16 protein-coding genes are annotated in these 17,042 nt (G+C 66.6%); 11 read left to right on the top strand and 5 right to left on the bottom strand.

The window, feature by feature from the left end:
• Nucleotides 1–110 precede the first annotated feature (110 nt).
• Both WKW80_RS19485 and WKW80_RS19480 read left to right on the top strand, forming a co-directional pair.
• Nucleotides 111–713 (top strand): DUF938 domain-containing protein, encoded by a 603-nt coding sequence (locus WKW80_RS19485; protein WP_340365223.1) that lies wholly within the window; start codon nucleotides 111–113, stop codon nucleotides 711–713.
• A 75-nt stretch (nucleotides 714–788) separates the two neighbouring features.
• The gene (locus WKW80_RS19480; RefSeq protein WP_340365222.1) at nucleotides 789–2,369 is read left to right on the top strand and encodes a S53 family peptidase; all 1,581 of its coding nucleotides are present in this window, start codon (nucleotides 789–791) and stop codon (nucleotides 2,367–2,369) included.
• 19 nt (nucleotides 2,370–2,388) lie between these two features.
• Here the strand turns inward: WKW80_RS19480 and WKW80_RS19475 are convergent, their stop codons facing one another.
• Nucleotides 2,389–4,314: a potassium transporter Kup gene (locus WKW80_RS19475; protein WP_340365221.1), complete on the bottom strand. Its 1,926-nt coding sequence runs from the start codon at nucleotides 4,312–4,314 to the stop codon at nucleotides 2,389–2,391.
• 135 nt (nucleotides 4,315–4,449) lie between these two features.
• Nucleotides 4,450–5,112, bottom strand: a complete 663-nt coding sequence (locus tag WKW80_RS19470; RefSeq protein ID WP_340365220.1) for an alpha/beta hydrolase — start codon at nucleotides 5,110–5,112, stop codon at nucleotides 4,450–4,452.
• 60 nt (nucleotides 5,113–5,172) lie between these two features.
• On the opposite strand from WKW80_RS19470, the gene WKW80_RS19465 reads away from it, so the two are divergent.
• A complete protein-coding gene (locus tag WKW80_RS19465; RefSeq protein ID WP_340365219.1) occupies nucleotides 5,173–5,880 on the top strand; it encodes a glutathione S-transferase in 708 nt (235 codons plus the stop codon).
• On the opposite strand, the gene WKW80_RS19460 is transcribed toward WKW80_RS19465, so the two are convergent.
• Nucleotides 5,843–6,259, bottom strand: a complete 417-nt coding sequence (locus WKW80_RS19460) for a hypothetical protein (RefSeq protein WP_340365218.1) — start codon at nucleotides 6,257–6,259, stop codon at nucleotides 5,843–5,845. The two genes, WKW80_RS19465 and WKW80_RS19460, sit on opposite strands and share 38 nt — an antisense overlap.
• A 112-nt stretch (nucleotides 6,260–6,371) precedes the next feature.
• Here WKW80_RS19460 and WKW80_RS19455 point away from each other — a divergent pair, with 112 nt between their 5' ends.
• From WKW80_RS19455 to WKW80_RS19420, 8 genes are all read left to right on the top strand, one after another.
• Nucleotides 6,372–8,465, top strand: coding sequence for a prolyl oligopeptidase family serine peptidase (locus tag WKW80_RS19455; protein WP_340365217.1), 2,094 nt, complete (start codon nucleotides 6,372–6,374; stop codon nucleotides 8,463–8,465).
• Nucleotides 8,456–8,662: a hypothetical protein gene (locus WKW80_RS19450; RefSeq protein WP_340365216.1), complete on the top strand. Its 207-nt coding sequence runs from the start codon at nucleotides 8,456–8,458 to the stop codon at nucleotides 8,660–8,662. The genes WKW80_RS19455 and WKW80_RS19450 overlap by 10 nt, the downstream gene beginning before the upstream one ends.
• A gap of 246 nt (nucleotides 8,663–8,908) precedes the next feature.
• Nucleotides 8,909–9,724, top strand: a complete 816-nt coding sequence (locus tag WKW80_RS19445) for a class I SAM-dependent methyltransferase (protein ID WP_340365215.1) — start codon at nucleotides 8,909–8,911, stop codon at nucleotides 9,722–9,724.
• On the top strand, nucleotides 9,721–10,623 hold the full coding sequence (locus WKW80_RS19440) for a LysR substrate-binding domain-containing protein (protein ID WP_340365214.1): 903 nt from the start codon (nucleotides 9,721–9,723) through the stop codon (nucleotides 10,621–10,623). The genes WKW80_RS19445 and WKW80_RS19440 overlap by 4 nt, the downstream gene beginning before the upstream one ends.
• Nucleotides 10,624–10,756: 133 nt before the next feature.
• Entirely contained in the window at nucleotides 10,757–12,127 is a 1,371-nt protein-coding gene (locus WKW80_RS19435; protein ID WP_340365213.1) for an MFS transporter, read from the top strand.
• Between the two features lie 35 nt (nucleotides 12,128–12,162).
• A complete protein-coding gene (locus WKW80_RS19430; RefSeq protein WP_340365212.1) occupies nucleotides 12,163–13,359 on the top strand; it encodes a CaiB/BaiF CoA transferase family protein in 1,197 nt (398 codons plus the stop codon).
• Nucleotides 13,359–14,588 carry a CaiB/BaiF CoA transferase family protein gene (locus tag WKW80_RS19425; protein ID WP_340365211.1) on the top strand — a complete coding sequence of 410 codons (1,230 nt, stop codon included), beginning with the start codon at nucleotides 13,359–13,361 and terminating at the stop codon, nucleotides 14,586–14,588. Before WKW80_RS19430 ends, WKW80_RS19425 begins: the two co-directional genes overlap by 1 nt.
• The gene (locus tag WKW80_RS19420; protein ID WP_340365210.1) at nucleotides 14,585–15,577 is read left to right on the top strand and encodes a hydroxymethylglutaryl-CoA lyase; all 993 of its coding nucleotides are present in this window, start codon (nucleotides 14,585–14,587) and stop codon (nucleotides 15,575–15,577) included. The genes WKW80_RS19425 and WKW80_RS19420 overlap by 4 nt, the downstream gene beginning before the upstream one ends.
• Nucleotides 15,578–15,799: 222 nt before the next feature.
• Here the strand turns inward: WKW80_RS19420 and WKW80_RS19415 are convergent, their stop codons facing one another.
• Together WKW80_RS19415 and WKW80_RS19410 are read right to left on the bottom strand one after the other, a co-directional pair.
• Nucleotides 15,800–16,123, bottom strand: coding sequence for a hypothetical protein (locus WKW80_RS19415; RefSeq protein WP_340365209.1), 324 nt, complete (start codon nucleotides 16,121–16,123; stop codon nucleotides 15,800–15,802).
• Nucleotides 16,124–16,136: 13 nt separating this feature from the next.
• Entirely contained in the window at nucleotides 16,137–17,039 is a 903-nt protein-coding gene (locus WKW80_RS19410) for a DUF808 domain-containing protein (RefSeq protein ID WP_340365208.1), read from the bottom strand.
• Nucleotides 17,040–17,042 lie beyond the last annotated feature (3 nt).

Genomic DNA, 17,042 nt, shown 5'->3' with positions numbered 1-17,042 from the left:
TTTATGGCCGGACAGTGGCTCGGGGACACCGGTGCGCGTTGCCTCCATCGTGTGAGGCGCGGGCGTCTATTTTCGCATTGAATCAAGGCGGCGCAGGTACAGTGCCGGGCATGCCAAGCCAGCGCCAACACAGCCCCGCCGCCGAGCGCAATTCCCAGCCGATCCTCGAGGTCCTGCAGCGCCTCTTGCCGACCGAGGCTCGCGTGCTCGAAATTGCCAGCGGCACCGGCCAGCACGCCGCCTTCTTCGCAGCAGCCATGCCGGGCTGGCAGTGGCAGCCCAGCGACGGCGATGCGTCGTCGCTGGGCTCGATCGACGCATGGCGTGCGGACGCGGCCAATGTGCTGCCGCCCGTCCAGATCGACGTGATGGCGAACGACTGGCCGGTGCGCGGCCCTTTCGACGCGGTGTTCTGCGCCAACATGCTGCACATCTCGCCCTGGCCCACCTGCGCCGCCTTGATGCGCGGCGCGGCCTCGGTGCTCGCACCCAAGGGCCTGCTCGTCACTTATGGGCCCTACCTCCAGGACGATGTCGCCACCGCACCGGGCAACATCGCCTTCGATGCCAGCCTGCGCGCACGCGATCCGGCCTGGGGCCTGCGCCGGCTCGAAGACGTCGCGCAGGAGGCCAAGGCGGCCGGATATTCCCTCCAACAGACGATTCCGATGCCGGCCAACAACCTCACCGTTGCATTCGCCCGCTCCGGCTGACCGGCCTCATCGTCAGCCGAAGGTCAGGCCAGTTGGCGCACACTCCGCGCCCCTCTCACTGGCGAGGAGAACGAGATGGCCACTGATACCTCACGCGTCCCCGTACCCGGCAGCGAAAAAAAAGCCGTTGCCGGCGCCCAGTCCACGGGGCTTGTTGCAGACGATGAGCGCATCGACGTCACGGTTCGCATACGGCCCAGGACCGCGATACAGAGCTTGGCGCAAGGATCGGTCCAGAGCGACGTCCTGCCATCGCAACGAACGTACCTCAGCCGCGACGAATATGCTGCGAGCCACGGTGCCGACCCGGCGGACATCGCCAAGGTCGAGGCCTTCGCCAAGGCCCACAAGCTCGCGGTGGTCGAAGCGAACGTCGAGCGCCGCAGTGTCGTGCTCTCGGGCGATGCGAAGTCGATGTCGGCGGCCTTCGGCGTGACGCTGCACAACATGGAACATGAGGGCGGCACGTATCGCGGCCGCACCGGCAGCATCTCGGTGCCCGCCGATCTGGCGGACGTGGTGGTGGGCGTGTTCGGCCTCGATGACCGCCCGCAGGCCGACCCGCACTTCCAGTTCAAGGTGCAGGGTCGCTCGTTCGCGCCGCGCGCAGGCTCGGCCTCCTTCACGCCGCCGGCGCTGGCCAGGCTCTACGACTTTCCGACCGGCCTGGACGGGTCGGGCGAATGCATCGGCATCATCGAACTCGGCGGTGGATTCCGTCCGGCGGACCTCAAGACCTACTTCGCCAGCCTTGGCATTCCCGCACCCGCCGTCAAGGCGGTGCTCGTGGATGGCGCGCACAACCATCCGACGAATGCCAACGGGGCCGACGGCGAAGTGATGCTCGACATCGAGGTGGCCGCGGCCGTGGCGCCCAAGGCGAAGATCGCCGTCTACTTCGCGCCCAACACCAACCAGGGCTTCCTCGACGCGATCACCCGGGCAGTCCATGACAAGGTGAACAAGCCGTCGGTCATCTCGATCAGCTGGGGCTCCGCCGAGACGAACTGGACAGCCCAGGCCATGACCCAGTTCGACCAGGCATTCCAGGCCGCCGCGGCCATGGGCGTCACGGTCTGCTGCGCCGCGGGCGACAACGGATCGGGCGATGGCGTGGGCGATGGCGCCGCGCATGTCGACTTCCCGGCATCGAGCCCCTTCGCGCTCGGATGCGGTGGCACCAAGCTCACGGCCTCGGCCGGAAAAATCACCGCCGAAGTGGTGTGGAACGAAGGCACCGACAGTTCGACCGGTGGCGGCGTGAGCACGACCTTTGCACGGCCCGCCTACCAGGCCAACGCCCATGTGCCGGCGGCCCCCGACAAGTTCGTCGGACGCGGCGTGCCCGATGTGGCCGGCGACGCGGATCCCGCCAGCGGCTACGAAGTCCGGGTGGACGGGCAAAACATGGTCATCGGCGGCACCAGCGCGGTGGCGCCCCTGTGGGCCGGCCTGATCGCGTTGATGAACCAGAAGATCGGCAAGCCCGTGGGCTTCCTGAACCCGCTGATCTATGGCCAGTTGGCCGGCAAGGGGCTGTTCAACGACATCACCGTCGGCAACAACGGCGCCTATCACGCCAATGCCGGCTGGGACGCCTGTACCGGCTGGGGCTCGCCCGACGGGGCGAAACTGCTGAAGGCACTGGGCGGGTAAATCGACAGGGCCGGGCGGATCAGATCTCCACCCGCGTGCCCAGTTCGATCACGCGATTGGCCGGCAGCTTGAGATAGTCGGCCGCGTTGCCGATGTTGTGCGCCATGGTGGCGAACAGCTTCTCCCGCCATAGCGGCATGCCGGCGCCCAGCGTGGGCACGACCGTCGCGCGGCTCAAGAAGTAGGAACTGCGCGCAGGCTCCAGCACCATGCCATGGGCCGTGCAACCCTGCAACGCCCGTGGCACGTCGACCTCGTCCTTGAAGCCGTAGCTGATGGTGACCTGATAGCACTCGGGCGCGAGCATGCTGACCGTGATGCGCTCGGCCTCGGCCACGCGCGGAACCTCCTGGACGGCCACCGTCACGAACAGCACCCGGCCGTGCAGCACGGCGTTGTGCTCGAGGTTGTTCAGCAGGGCATGCGGCACGACGTTGGGGTCGATCGACATGAAGATCGCGGTGCCAGCCACGCGCACTGGTCGTTGGGCGAGCAGCGAGTCCATGAACGGCTTGAGCGGCGTCGCGCCGGCCCTGGCACGCGCTTCATCCAGCATCATCTGGCGCCCGCGGCCCCAGGTTGCCATCACGGTAAAGATGAGCAAGCCGATCAGCAGCGGGAACCAGCCGCCCTGCACGATCTTCAGCAGGTTGGCGGAGAAGAAGGTCAGGTCGATGACGAAGAAGAAGCCGGTGGCCATCACGCACAACAGCCAGTTGTAGTGCCATGCATAGCGGATCACGTAGAAGGTGAGGCAGGTGGTGATCAGCATGGTGCCGGTCACCGCGATGCCGTAGGCCGCGCCGAGGTTGGTGGACGAGCCGAAGCCGATCACGGCGGCGATCACGGAGGCCAGCAGCAGCCAGTTGATCGCGGGCACATAGATCTGCCCGATCTGTTCGTCGGAGGTGTGCTTGACCGCCATGCGCGGCAGGAAGCCCAGTTGTACCGCCTGCTTGGTCATCGAATAGGCGCCGGAGATCACGGCCTGCGACGCGATCACCGTTGCGACCGTGGCCAGGATGACCATCGGCACCAGCGCCCACGGCGGAAACATGTGGAAGAACGGATTTTCGAGCGCCTCCGGGTCACGGATGAGCAAGGCGCCCTGCCCCAGGTAGTTCAGCGCGAGCGCGGGGAACACCAGCACGAACCACGACAGGCGGATCGGGGGTGCGCCGAAATGTCCCATGTCGGCATAGAGCGCCTCGGCACCGGTGAGCGCCAGCACCACAGAGCCGAGCGCGATGAAGGCCAGCCAGCCGTGATGCATGCAGAACGCCAGCCCCTCGAAGGGATTGAGCGCCGCGAGGATCGCCGGCGTCGACACCGTGTGCATCAGCCCGCTCACCGCCAGCACGAGGAACCACGCCACCATCACCGGGCCGAACACCGCACCGATGCCGGCCGTGCCCCACTTCTGCGCCACGAACAGGCCGACCAGCACGGCCAGCGTGATCGGAATCACGTAGGGCGCGAGCTTGGGCGCGGCGATCTCCAGCCCCTCGACCGCGCTCAGCACCGAGATGGCCGGCGTGATCACGCCGTCGCCATAGAACAGCGCCGCGCCGAAGACACCGAGCAACAGCAGCACATGCCGCAGCCGCGGCCGATCCGCCACAGACGAAGAGGCCAGCGCCAGCAAGGCCATGATGCCGCCCTCGCCGTGGTTGTTGGCCCGCATGATCAGCACCACGTATTTCAGCGAGACGACCACCATGAGCGACCAGAAGATCAGCGAGATCACGCCGAACAGGTTGGCCTGGTTGAGCGGCAGGCCGTTGGCCGGATCGAACACCGTTTTCATGGTGTAGAGCGGACTGGTGCCGATGTCCCCGAAGACGACGCCGATGGCGGCCAGCGCCAGCCCCGGGAGCGCAGCCCCGGTCGGTCCCGCATGTGCGGAGGTCGTGCCGGACTTGTGAGTGGTTGCGGATGCCGTCATGTCTCGCCTTGTTGGAGTGGAAGTCACCATGGCCACCTGGCCGTCCGCAGTATGGCTCCGCGAACCTGACCATCCCACTACTTGCGATGACGTCCTCGCATGGCCTCGCTGCCGCTGACCGCCCAACCGGTGTCGCTACGCCAGCACGCGCCGCAACCAGGCTCCGAGATCCGCAATCTCCTCCAGGCACACCGAATGCTCCATCGGGTATTCGTGCCATTCGATCGCGTAGCCCAGTGCCTTCAGCGCATCGCGCGATGCGGTTGCGCGAGAGATCTGCACCACGGCATCGCGCTGGCCGTGAGCCATGAAGATCGGCACGTCGCGATTCATGACGGTGGCCTCGGCGGCGGTCGTACTGGCCAGTGGCAAGTAGCCCGACAGCCCGACGATGCCCGCCAGCCGCTCCGCATGCCGCAAGCCCGTGAGAAGCGCCATCGCGCAACCCTGCGAAAAACCCGCGATCACGATGCGGCTTGCCGGGATGCCGCGCGTCTTTTCCTTCGCGATCAATGCCTCGATGCTGGCCATCGAGCGGCGCAGCCCGGCTTCGTCTTCACCCTTGTCGGCGATCGGTCCGTAGATGTCGTACCAGGCCGGCATCGGATAGCCGTTGTTGATGGTGACCGGCATCACCGGCGCATTGGGAAACACGAAGCGGATCGGGCCGATCCCGCCCAATTCCAGCTCGTTGCAGATCGGCACGAAGTCATTGCCATCGGCGCCGAGGCCGTGCATGAGGATGACCGAAGCTGTGGGGTTCGGGCCGGTTTCGATTTCGATGGGGGCGAGTGACATGGTGCGGTGCGGGTTGGGTATGCCGGATCGGCGTGGCCGCGATTTTGTAGCATCGCCCAAATGCCCGCGCTTTCCGCCCTGCCCGTCCTGTATTCGTTTCGCCGCTGCCCCTACGCGATGCGCGCACGCTTCGCGCTGATGGCAAGCGGCGAGCGCTGCGAACTGCGCGAGGTCGTCCTGCGCGACAAGCCCGCCGAGTTGCTGGCCGCCTCGCCCAAGGGCACGGTGCCGGTGCTGGTCGGGACCGACGGCATGGTGATCGAGCAAAGCCTCGACATCATGCTCTGGACGCTGAATTGCCATGATCCCGCAGGCTGGCTGCAGCCGGAGCACGGAACGCTTGCCGACATGCTGTCGCTGGTCGCGCAATGCGATGGCGACTTCAAGCAGCAGCTCGACCGCTACAAGTACCCGAACCGATTCGAAGGCGCCGATGCGGCCGTGCATCGCGCCGGCGGTGCGCGCTTTCTCGGCGAACTCGATCTGCGGTTGCGCAGTAGCCGCCATCTGTTCGGCGCTGGTCCCGCGCTGGCGGATTACGCGATCGCACCCTTCGTGCGCCAGTTCGCCCAGACCGATGTGGCATGGTTCGCGGCGCAATCGTGGCAGGCGCTGCAAGCCTGGCTCGCCACCCTGGTCGGGTCCGCGTTGTGGACCGGCGCGACACAGAAGTACCCGGCCTGGAAGACCGGTCAGCCCGGCGTCGTGTTTCCGCCGCAGGCCGAAGCCATCACCGCTTCGACGCAGCGACCTCGCGGCAGCGCTTGAGATTGGCGTCGAACTTCGGCGCCAGGCCGGGTTCGCATTCGCTGCCGTTGGGCATCAGGCGGCAGAGGCCGACGATGACGAAATCGTTCACGGCGTCGGTGCACATCGAGTAGCTCGCCAACGCGGGGTTGGACGCCGTCTTGAAGCCCCATTCGCCCGAGAAGGCGATCATGCGGCCCATCGCCTGTTCGAAGTAGTCGCGGTCGCGTTCCTTGACGGCGTTGTCCATCTGCGGCAGTTCCTCGTTCAGGAATCGCACGGCGGCAGTCGGAAACTCGTCGGTCACCGACTGCGCCAGCGCGCCGGCCGAGAGTGCGGCCATGAGGGCCAGCGTGGCCGTGGCACGTTTCGAGGAATGAAAAAGGGGGCGAAGGAGCATTCGGTACATGGCGTGTGTTCGACTCGATTTCTGCGCGGATTGTCCAACAGGTCGGGGCGCGCGCGGGGAAGCCTCGGGCATTCCCTTCCGAGGATGCCCTTAAGCTCCCGCCATGCCAACGCCGTCCCTTCCCCCAAACAATCCTTCCCTCGAAGCGCCCGACGACGATCCGCACCTGTGGCTTGAGGACGTCGATGCGCCTGCCGCCATTCAGTGGGCCGATGCCCAGGCCGCTCGCACGCTTGCAGCCTTCGGCAACGAAGGGTTCGCGCACGACCGCGATGCGTTGCAGGCCATCTACGACCGGGACGACAACCTGCCGATGATCACGCGCCGCGGCTCGCTGCTGTTCAATTTCTGGAAAGACGCATCGCATCCGCGCGGCGTCTGGCGCACCACGACGATGGAGCGGTTCCAGGCCGGCAGGCCCGCCTGGGATGTCTTGCTCGACCTCGACGCGCTCGCCGCGGCCGAAGGCGAAGACTGGGTCTGGGGCGGCGCCGGCACGCTCCCGCGCACACACGACCGCGCCATGCTGCGCCTGTCGCGCGGCGGCGGCGATGCCGTCGTGCTGCGCGAGTTCGACGTTCCGTCCCGCAGCTTCGTGACCGGCAACGATGCCTTCGTGCTGCCGTCGTCGAAAGGCGGGGTCGAGTGGCTGGACCGCGACACCCTGCTGCTGCTCTCGGCACTGGGCGAAGGCAACGCCACGCAGTCGGGCTACGGGCGCAAGGTGCGGCGATGGGCTCGCGGCGACGATCCGCTGCAGTCTCCCCTGCTCTTCGAGGTCCCGGCGACACACATGTCAGCAGGCGTGCAAGCGGGCCGAACCGGCGAGCGCGAATGCGTCTGGTATTACGCTCGCCCCGACTATCGCAAGCTGGAGTTGTGGATGGGCGATCGCCATGGTCCGCAAACGCACATCGACATTCCGGCCGACGCCCTCCCCGAGATCTACGAAGACTGGATGGTGCTGCGCCTGCGCAGCGACTGGAGCGTAAACGGCGCCACGTGGCGCGAAGGCAGCGTGCTCGGGATCGGCCTTGCCGCGTACATCGGTGGCAGCCGCGACATGGCATTGCTGTTCGAGCCATCGCAACGGCGCGCCGTGCAGGGCTTTTCCTGGACCGGCGGGCAACTGCTGCTGTCGATCCTCGAAAACCTGGAGCCCGTGTTCCAGCGATGGACGCCGTCTGCGCAAGGCTGGACCTGCAATACGGTCGCGGGCTTGCCCGATGGCGGCACCGCTTATCTCTGGCCGCTCGACGCCTGCGAAGAAGAATCGAATGGCGATGCGCTGGCACTGTGCCAGGGACCGCTGACGCCCGAGTCCCTCTACCTGTCGCCCGCCACCGACCCGGACGTGCAATTGCTCCAGCGCGCGCCCGAGCGCTTCGACGCGCGCGGCCTGGTCACGACGCGGCACGAGGCGATCTCGACGGACGGTGTCTCGATCCCCTACGTGATGACCGGCCCGGCAGACCCGTCTGCTTGCGAAGAGGGTCGCGCGCCCGTGCACCTGTACGGCTACGGCGGCTTTGGCATCTCGGTGCTGCCGGGCTACAACGCATCGATCGGCAAGCTCTGGCTGGAGCGCGGCGGCGTGTCGGTGGTCGCGCAGATTCGCGGCGGCGGGGAGTTCGGGCCGGCCTGGGAGGACGCCGGACGGCGCGAGGGAAAGCGCCGGTCGCACGACGACTTCGCAGCGGTCGCGGCTGACCTGGTCCGGCGCGGCGTGACGGTGCCGAAGCGCATCGCGGCCGAGGGTGGCTCCAACGGCGGCCTGCTCATCACCAACATGCTGACGCGCTACCCCGACCGCTTCGGCGCGCTGTTCTGCACCATTCCGCTGGTCGACATGCGGCGCTACAACAAGCTGCTGGCAGGAGCGAGCTGGATGGCCGAATACGGCAATCCCGACATTGCCGAGGACTGGGCCTTTCTGCAGTACCTGTCGGCATACCACTGCGCCATGCCGGGCGCCAGCAACCCGCCGCCAATCCTGCTGGCCAGCAACCGCCGCGACGATCGCGTGCACCCCGGCCACGCACGCAAGATGGCGGCCAAGCTGCAGGCCATGGCGCAGCCCGCATGGCTGCTGGAACTCGACGCCGGTGGCCACGCCTACGGCAAGAACAACGCCGAGCGCGCCACATTCACGGCACTGGGCTATGCCTTCTTGAGGAGATCGATCGAATGGCAATGAAAGACAACGCGCAGTTGCTCCCGCGCGGCATCGCGTGCATCGTGATCGGCCTTGTGGTGCTGCTTGCGCCGAATTTCCTCCAGTCGCCGGCCTACCAGGAGATGTTCGCCGGCGCCTACCTTGTCGGCTGGTTCGCCATCGTGCTGGGAGTGGCGCTGATCGTCGTGGGCCTGGTCAAGCGCGGCAAGGGGCGCTGAGGGAGTGCCGCACACCTGAGGCGCGTTGAGCGGGCGGGGTGTGCGGCAAGCAGCAGGCAGCAGGCAGCAGGCAGCAGGCAAGCATGACGGAGAAGGCCGCAGGAACGACGTTGACGAGGCTGGCATGCGCGGCCACCATGACGCACCGGCGCCAATGCCCAACCAGGCGACGCACTCGTCGGAGACGTCTTGCACTCTCTGGAACAAGTGGCCAAGGGCGCCGTTCAGACCTTTCAAGGAGAACTCATGACCGAGAGCGACAAGGTGTTCGCGGGTTCGATCCCGAAGTTCTACGACACGCTGATGGTCCCACTGATCTTCGAGGCCTATGCCGCGGACATCGCCGAGCTTGTCGCTGGCTTCTCGCCCGGCTCGGTGCTGGAAACGGCGGCCGGCAGCGGCGTGGTCACGCGGGCGCTTGCGCCAAGACTCGGCGCCGGCGCGCGCTACGTGGTGACCGACCTCAACCAGCCCATGCTCGACTATGCCGCCACACGGCAGGGGTCCGATAGCCGCATCGAATGGCGGCAGGCGGACGCGCTCGCCCTGCCGTTCGAAGATGCCTCGTTCGACGTCGTTTGCTGCCAGTTCGGCGCGATGTTCTTTCCCGACCGGGTCGCCGGCTACGCCGAGGCGCGTCGCGTGCTGAGGCCCGGCGGGCGCTTTGTCTTCAATGCCTGGGATCGCATCGAAGAGAACGCCTTTGCCGACGACGTCACCAACGCCGTCGCCGCGGTGTTTCCGCACGACCCTCCGCGGTTCCTCGCCCGCACGCCGCACGGCTATCACGACGTCGCACTGATCCGCGAGGAATTGGGCCGCGCAGGATTCGCCGTCATCGAGATCGAGACGCGCGAGAAGGTGAGTCGCGCGGGCTCGGCCCGCGACGTCGCCACCGCCTATTGCCAGGGAACGCCGCTGCGCAACGAGATCGAGGCGCGCGATGCCGGCTTGCTCCAGCTCGCTACGGACCGCGCGACGGAGGCGATCGCCAGCCGCCATGGCGAAGGCCCCGTGGCCGGCAAGATTCAGGCGCACGTGATCGTGGCTGCATCTCCGTGAATCTCCACCGGCTGGATCTGTTTTCGCTCTCGCTGTTCAGCCTCGTGGCACGCAGTGGCAGCATCAGCAAGGGTGCCGAACTGGCGAACCTGGCCGTCGGCGCCGCCAGCAAGCGCATCACCGACCTCGAGGCGGCCGTGGGCACCGCGCTGCTGGAACGTCATTCGCGCGGCATCACGCTGACAGTGGCGGGCCAGGCGCTGCAGGTGCACGCGCAACGCATCCTCAGCGACGTCGATCAATTGGCCGCCGATCTTTCGGACTACGCGACCGGCCTGGTCGGCGTCGTGCGGCTGTGGGCCAACACCTCCGCGGTGACGCAGTTCCTGCCGGCCGACGTCTCGTCGTTCGTTCGCGCGAACCCCGGCATCCGCATCGAACTCGAGGAGGAGGACAGCAGCGAGGTCGTGCTGGCCGTGCTCGACGGCCGCGCCGACTTTGGAATCTTCGCCGACCGCACGCCCGCCTTCGGCTTGCACCAGATGAACTACCGCGAAGACCTGCTGGTCCTCGTGGTGCCGCAAGGCCATGCGCTCGGGCGCCGGCGCACGGTTCGCTTCGAAGAAGCCATCGAATACGACTTCGTCAGCTTGCCCAAGGGCACCTCTCTCGCCAAGCGCCTGCAGGCCGAGACCAACGCACTGGGCCGGAACCTGAAGATGCGCCTGCAGGTTCGCAGCTTCGATGCGATGTGCCAGATGGTGGCGGCAGGGTTGGGCGTCGCGGTGCTTCCGCGCGAGGCGATCCAGCCTCATTTGCGCTCGATGAATCTGCGGCAGATCGAGCTTCAGGATGCGTGGGCTTCGCGCCGTCTCCTGATCGGCCTGCGGGACGCAAGCGCAGTGCCCCGTCACGTGCGCCTGTTGATCGACCACCTCTGCGAAGCGCCGCACTGCTGAAGAGCGGCAGGCACGCAACCTAGGGGGAAACCCCGCCCAGCTTTCGCGATCCACGAAAGCTGGTGCCGCACCTTTGTCGTTCCCTCGGCGAGGCAGCGATTCCAGAATTCATGCACCCCCCAAGGAGACAAGCATGAGTTCAACATTTCAGTCCCACGCCGGCGTCGCGATTGCCGACGCCTCACCACCGAGCGAATCCAGCATCGTGCGCAAGGTCGCATGGCGAATCATGCCGCTGATCATGGTGTGCTATCTGTTTGCATTCTTCGATCGCATCAACATCAGTTTTGCCAAGTTCGCACTGCAAAGCGACCTGCACCTGAGCGACACGGCCTACGGCTTTGGCGCCGGCCTTTTCGTCGTCGGCTATGTGCTGTTCGAGGTGCCGAGCAACCTGATGCTCTACAAGGTCGGTGCGCGGCGCTGGATCGCCCGCATCATGGTGTCGTGGGGCATCGCCACGGCGTTGATGGTGTTCGTTCAGACCGAATGGCAGTTTTATGTGCTGCGCTTCCTGATCGGTGCCATGGAAGCCGGCTTCGCACCCGGCGTGCTGTTCTACCTGACGCTGTGGTTTCCGGTGGCCTATCGCGGCCGCATCACCTCGACCTTGTTCCTGGCTTCGGCGTTCGCGGGCCTCGTGGGCGCGCCCGCCGCGGGGCTCGTGCTGTCGCTCCTGGACGGCGCGCTCGGCATGGCGGGCTGGCATTGGCTGTTCCTCGTGGGCGGCTTGCCATGCATCGTCCTGGGCTTTCTCGTGTTCAACGTGCTGAAAGATCGCATCCAGGATGCGAGCTGGCTGACGCCGGCCGAGCAAAAGCTCTTGTCCAGCCGCATTGCCGACCAGAACAAGAGCATCGGCAGCCACTCGCTGCTGGGCGCACTGAAGACGCCCGGCTTCCTGACGCTGGGGCTGGTTTACTTCCTGATCCAGATCGCGTCGTACGGCCTGAATTTCTGGGCACCACACCTCATCCGCACCTCGGGCACCACCCATCCCACGATCATCGGCCTGTTGACCGCAGTGCCTTACCTCTGCGGCGCCATCGCGATGCTGGTTGTCGGCAAGTTGTCGGACGCGACCGGTGAGCGGCGCAAATTCGTCGCGGGCCTGATCTCGCTGTCGGCGATCGGCTTTTTCGCGGCGGGCTTCTTCGACAAGAGCACCGCGTTGCTGGTCGTCGCGCTTGGCGTCATGGGTGCGGGCGTCATTGCGTCCATCCCTGCCTTCTGGGCCCTGCCGCCCAAGCTCGTGACCGGAGCCGGCGCAGCCGGCGGCATTGCGCTGATCAACACGTTGGGACAACTTGGCGGCATCGTCAGCCCGGTGATGGTCGGGCGCATCAAGGACATCACCGGCAGCACCACGCCGGCCTTGTATGTCATCGGTGGCCTGAGCCTGGTTTGCGCGGCGATCCTCATGTACGGGCTGCCCGCCACCCTGCGACGCAAGGAAGAGCGCACGGCGGCGTTGACTGGCCTCGCCAGCGAAGCCGCCCGCTGATTTGACTATGACCACCCACACCACGGAACAAGCAAATGACTGAATCCAACGGCGCGCTCTCGGGACTGCGCATCCTCGACCTCACCCGGGTTCTTGCCGGTCCCTTCTGCACCATGATGCTGGCCGACATGGGGGCCGAGGTCATCAAGATCGAGCAGCCCGGCAAGGGCGACGACACACGCCATTTCGCGCCGTTCCAGAATGGCGAGAGCGCCTACTACATGAACCTCAACCGGGGCAAGAAGGGCGTGACGCTCGACCTCAAGGGCCGGGGCCGGGAGATGTTCCTCGAACTGGCGAAGTCGGCGGACGTGGTGGTCGAGAACTACCGCCCCGGCACCATGGACAAGCTCGGCCTGGGCTACGAGACGCTGAAGGAGATCAACCCCGGCCTGGTGTATGCAGCGGTCTCCGGCTTCGGCGACAGCGGCCCCTATCGGCTGCGTCCGGGCTACGACATCATTGCGCAGGCGATGGGCGGCTTGATGAGCACCACGGGCTGGCCGGGTGGCGAGCCGACCCGCTCCGGCACGGCCATGGGCGATGTGCTGGCAGGCCTGTCCGTCACCATCGGCTTGCTCGCGGCACTGCGCCATCGCGACCAGACCGGCGTTGGGCAGAAGGTCGACGTCGCGCTGGTCGATTCGGTGGTGGCGAGCCTCGAGATCATCACGCAGATCTACCTGGCTGACGGCCGGGTGCCGGAGCGCATCGGCAACCGCTACGAGTCGTGCTATCCCTATGACTCCTTCGCGGCAAGCGACGGCAGCGTGGTCATCGCGGCGGCGAACGACAAGTTGTGGCGCCTGGTGTGCGGCGCCATCGAGCAGCCCGCACTGGCCCATGACGAACGCTTCGATACCAACGCGAAGCGGGTTCAGCGCCATGCGGAAATCAAGCCGCTGATCGAACGGTGGACGCGCACACGCCAGATCGACGACATCGTCGAGGCGATGCTCGCCGTCGGCGTGCCGGCCTCCCCGATCCACACCGTCGATCGCCTGGTGACCGACCCGCACATCGCCGTTGCGCGCGAGATGTTCGTCGACGTCGAGCATCCGACAGCCGGCAAGACCAAGCTGACCGGCGCACACATCAAGCTGAGCGCGACGCCTGCGCGCCTGCGCACGCCGGCACCGCTGCTGGGAGAGCACACCGACAGCGTCTTTGGCAGCCTGCTGGGCCTGCCCGCCGATCGGCTGGCTGCGTTGCGCAGCGAAGGAGTCATCTGATGAATCGGCGGCTGAACAACACCCCTGAGACAACCCTTCCACGCGGCGCCCTTCACGGCGTGCGCGTGATCGAGATGGGCCAACTGATCGCTGGCCCCTTCGCTGGCAAGACACTTGGCGAGTTCGGCGCCGACGTGATCAAGATCGAGGCCCCCGGTGCCGGCGACCCGCTGCGCAACTGGCGCCTGATCCAGGAAGGCACCTCGGTGTGGTGGCAAGTGCAGTCGCGCAACAAGCGTTCGATCGCGCTCGACCTTCGCAGCGCCGACGGCCAGGACATCGCCCGCAAGTTGATCGCCGAGGCCGACGTCCTGATCGAGAACTTTCGCCCGGGCACGCTGGAAGGCTGGGGCATGGGCTACGACGTGCTGTCCAAGCTGAATCCGGGCCTGGTGATGCTGCGCATCTCGGGCTACGGACAGACCGGCCCGTATCGCGACCTGCCCGGCTTCGGCGCGATCGGCGAGGCCATGGGCGGCCTGCGCCACCTGACCGGCGAGCCGGGCCGCGTGCCGGTTCGCTGCGGCATCTCGATCGGCGACACGCTGGCTGCGCTGCACGGCACCATCGGCATCCTCACCGCGCTCTATCACCGCAAGGTCAACGGCGGCCAGGGCCAGGTGATCGACGTGGCGCTGCACGAGGCCGTGTTCAACGTCATGGAGAGCCTGTTGCCCGAGTACAGCGCTTTCGATGCAGTGCGCGAGGCGGCCGGCAGTGCGCTGCCCGGCATTGCACCGTCGAACGCGTACCGCTGCACCGACGGCTATGTGCTGATCGCGGGCAACGGCGACAGCATCTTCAAGCGCCTGATGCAGACCATTGGACGGGATGATCTGGGCGACGACGAGGGGCTGGCCAGCAACGCCGGCCGCGTGGCGCGCGTCGCGGAACTCGACGAGGCCATAGAGGCATGGACGCAGACGCGTTCGATGGCCGACGTGCTCGCCATCCTCGGCAAGGCGAAAGTGCCGGCCGGCAAGGTCTACACCGCCAAGGACATCGACGAAGACCCGCACTACCGCGCGCGCGACATGATTCTTCAGCAGACCACGCGCGACGGCCACGTGATCGATGTGCCGGGCGTGGTGCCCAAGCTGCTCGGTACGCCGGGCACCGTGCGCTCGTCGGCACCGCACCTCGGCGACGACACCGATGCAGTGCTCGGCGAGCTCGGATTTTCAACACAGGACATCGCCGCGCTGCGCGGCAGGAAGGTGGTCGCATGAATACGAGCAACGACACGCTCTGGAACGGCGCCGGCCGGCGCATCTACATGCAGGAGGTCGGCACGCGCGACGGCTTGCAGGTGGAAGCGGCATTCGTGGCCACCGAGGAAAAGATCTCGCTGGTCAACGCGCTGTCGCAGGCCGGCATGGCGAAGATCGAGGTCACGGCTTTCGTTTCGCCCAAGGCGATTCCTGCCTTGCGCGACGCCGAGGTTGTGCTGCGCGAGATCGATCGCCAGCCCGGCATCGTCTACAGCGCCCTGGTGCCCAACGTGCACGGTGCCGAGCGCGCCATCGACGCCCGGGCCGACGAACTGAACCTCGTCATGTCGGCCAGCGAGAGCCACAACCTTTCGAACCTGCGCATGACGCGCGAGCAGTCCTTCGCCGCGCTGTCGGAAGTCAACGCGCTGGCGCGACAGGCCAAGGTGGCGGTCAACGTCTCGCTCTCATGTTCGTTCGGTTGTCCAATGGAAGGCGATGTGCCCGTGCCGACGGTGCTCGACTGGTGCGCGCGCTTCATCGAGGACATGGGGGCGCGTGGCGTGACGCTCTGCGACACCACCGGCATGGCCTACCCGGGGCAAGTCGCGACGCTCACCGCGGCTTTCCGGGAGCGCTGGCCCCGCACGGAAGTCACCCTGCACTTCCACAACACGCGTGGCATGGGCCTGGCCAACGTGCTGGCGGGCATTGGCGTGGGCGCCGACCGCTTCGATGCATCGCTGGGAGGCATCGGTGGCTGCCCATATGCGCCGGGTGCCACGGGCAACGTCTGCAGCGAAGAAATCGTGCATGCGCTCGCGCTGATGGGCTTCGACACCGGCGTCGACCTCGAGCGGTTGATCGAAGCGTCAAGGCGCCTGCCGGCGCTGATCGGCCACGACATTCCGAGCCAGATTGTCAAGGCCGGTCGCCGGCTCGACCTGCATCCGGTGCCTGCCGATTTCGCGGCCATTCGTGAACGTGCGCTCGTACGATCCGCCTGAAGCACCCACCTTCGAGAGAAGGAATGACCCCGCAAGACGCGCAACCCGTACGCCCCGCCTTCGCGGTTCTTTTCGCCTCGTGCGGCTGGCCGGCACTGGCCTGGTCGCTGCCCAAGGATGTTCCCTACCCAGACATCCGCCCACGGCCGCGCGTGACCCGTCGGGGCCGACCTCGGCAAGCCGAACGAAGGGCATCCAAGGCCACCAACTCGGCCACCGTCGTTAGGGTGGGCTCTGCCGGTCCGATGGGGCATCGACGACCGCAACCATGAGTCCCTGGTCTGCAAACAACTGCCGTGTGCGAACAAGGAAGTTCTCGGCGCCCCGATTGAACGAGCCATTGGGGAAGATTTGCAGCCCGCCATGACCGCCCGCCATCAGGATCACCGCCGCCCTTGCCGTCGGGGGTGACAACACGAGCATTCGTTGTGTCACCCAGGGCCGGGTGGGAATGTCCACCACTTTCTGCGTGGTCTGTGCGTGGACTTGCGAGGCGCCGAATGCGATCAGAACGCCCGCGATGCAGGCTTCAATGACGTGGCGCATCGGCGATCTCCCACTACTTCTTCAACGCCTTCTTCACCACCTCGACCAGGCCGAGCACCACCGCCCCGGCCACAACGCCCACGACCGCGTCCACCGCCATCGTGCCCAGCGATCCCGCCAGCCCTCCGATGCCCGCGGCCCAGGCCTCCACCGCATGCCCCAGGGCCGGCACGCCATGCACGAGGATCTGCCCGCCCACGAGAAACATCGCGGCCGTTCCAGCCACGGACAGCGCCTTCATGAGCCAGGGCGCAAACGCGAGGATGCCGCGGCCCAGCGACTGTTGCGCCGCTCCTTCGCGCCGGCTCAGCCAAAGGCCGGCGTCGTCGAGCTTGACGATGCCGGCCACCAGGCCGTAGACGCCCACGGTCATGATGATCGAGATGCCCACCAGGACCGCCAGCTTCGAGGTGAAGGGCTGCTCGGCCACCGTGCCCAGCGTGATGACGATGATTTCAGCGGACAGGATGAAGTCGGTGCGCACCGCGCCCTTGATCTTGCCCTTCTCGGCCGCAACCATGTCGACCGCGGGCGTCACGATGGCCTCGACGTGATGCTTGACCTCGGCGTCATGCTCTTCCTTGTGCAGGTACTTGTGCGCGAGCTTCTCGACGCCTTCGAAGCACAGGAATGCACCGCCGACCATCAGCAGCGGAATCACCGCCCACGGCAGGAAGGTGCCGACAAGCAATGCCAGTGGCACCAGGATCGCCTTGTTGATGAACGAGCCCTTGGCCACCGCCCACACCACGGGCAGTTCGCGGTCGGCCTTCACGCCGGACACCTGCTGCGCATTCAGCGCCAGGTCATCGCCGAGCACGCCAGCGGTCTTCTTGGCCGCCACCTTGGTCAGCACCGACACGTCGTCGAGGACCGTGGCGATGTCGTCCAGCAGCAGGAACAGGCTCGCGGCCATCGA

This window comes from Variovorax humicola (assembly GCF_037889915.1).
GTDB lineage: Bacteria > Pseudomonadota > Gammaproteobacteria > Burkholderiales > Burkholderiaceae_C > Variovorax > Variovorax humicola.
This window is presented reverse-complemented; position numbering and strand designations above follow the sequence as displayed.

Bases quoted from the DNA above. Each gene is read 5' to 3' on its own strand.
- WKW80_RS19450 (WP_340365216.1), top strand. From the start codon at position 8,456: ATGGCAATGAAAGACAACGCGCAGTTGCTCCCGCGCGGCATCGCGTGC.
- WKW80_RS19420 (WP_340365210.1), top strand. From the start codon at position 14,585: ATGAATACGAGCAACGACACGCTCTGGAACGGCGCCGGCCGGCGCATC.
- WKW80_RS19445 (WP_340365215.1), top strand. From the start codon at position 8,909: ATGACCGAGAGCGACAAGGTGTTCGCGGGTTCGATCCCGAAGTTCTAC.
- WKW80_RS19430 (WP_340365212.1), top strand. From the start codon at position 12,163: ATGACTGAATCCAACGGCGCGCTCTCGGGACTGCGCATCCTCGACCTC.
- WKW80_RS19425 (WP_340365211.1), top strand. From the start codon at position 13,359: ATGAATCGGCGGCTGAACAACACCCCTGAGACAACCCTTCCACGCGGC.
- WKW80_RS19460 (WP_340365218.1), bottom strand. From the start codon at position 6,259: ATGCTCCTTCGCCCCCTTTTTCATTCCTCGAAACGTGCCACGGCCACG.
- WKW80_RS19415 (WP_340365209.1), bottom strand. From the start codon at position 16,123: ATGCGCCACGTCATTGAAGCCTGCATCGCGGGCGTTCTGATCGCATTC.
- WKW80_RS19485 (WP_340365223.1), top strand. From the start codon at position 111: ATGCCAAGCCAGCGCCAACACAGCCCCGCCGCCGAGCGCAATTCCCAG.
- WKW80_RS19455 (WP_340365217.1), top strand. From the start codon at position 6,372: ATGCCAACGCCGTCCCTTCCCCCAAACAATCCTTCCCTCGAAGCGCCC.
- WKW80_RS19475 (WP_340365221.1), bottom strand. From the start codon at position 4,314: ATGACGGCATCCGCAACCACTCACAAGTCCGGCACGACCTCCGCACAT.
- WKW80_RS19435 (WP_340365213.1), top strand. From the start codon at position 10,757: ATGAGTTCAACATTTCAGTCCCACGCCGGCGTCGCGATTGCCGACGCC.
- WKW80_RS19470 (WP_340365220.1), bottom strand. From the start codon at position 5,112: ATGTCACTCGCCCCCATCGAAATCGAAACCGGCCCGAACCCCACAGCT.
- WKW80_RS19480 (WP_340365222.1), top strand. From the start codon at position 789: ATGGCCACTGATACCTCACGCGTCCCCGTACCCGGCAGCGAAAAAAAA.
- WKW80_RS19465 (WP_340365219.1), top strand. From the start codon at position 5,173: ATGCCCGCGCTTTCCGCCCTGCCCGTCCTGTATTCGTTTCGCCGCTGC.
- WKW80_RS19410 (WP_340365208.1), bottom strand. From the start codon at position 17,039: ATGGCCGCGAGCCTGTTCCTGCTGCTGGACGACATCGCCACGGTCCTC.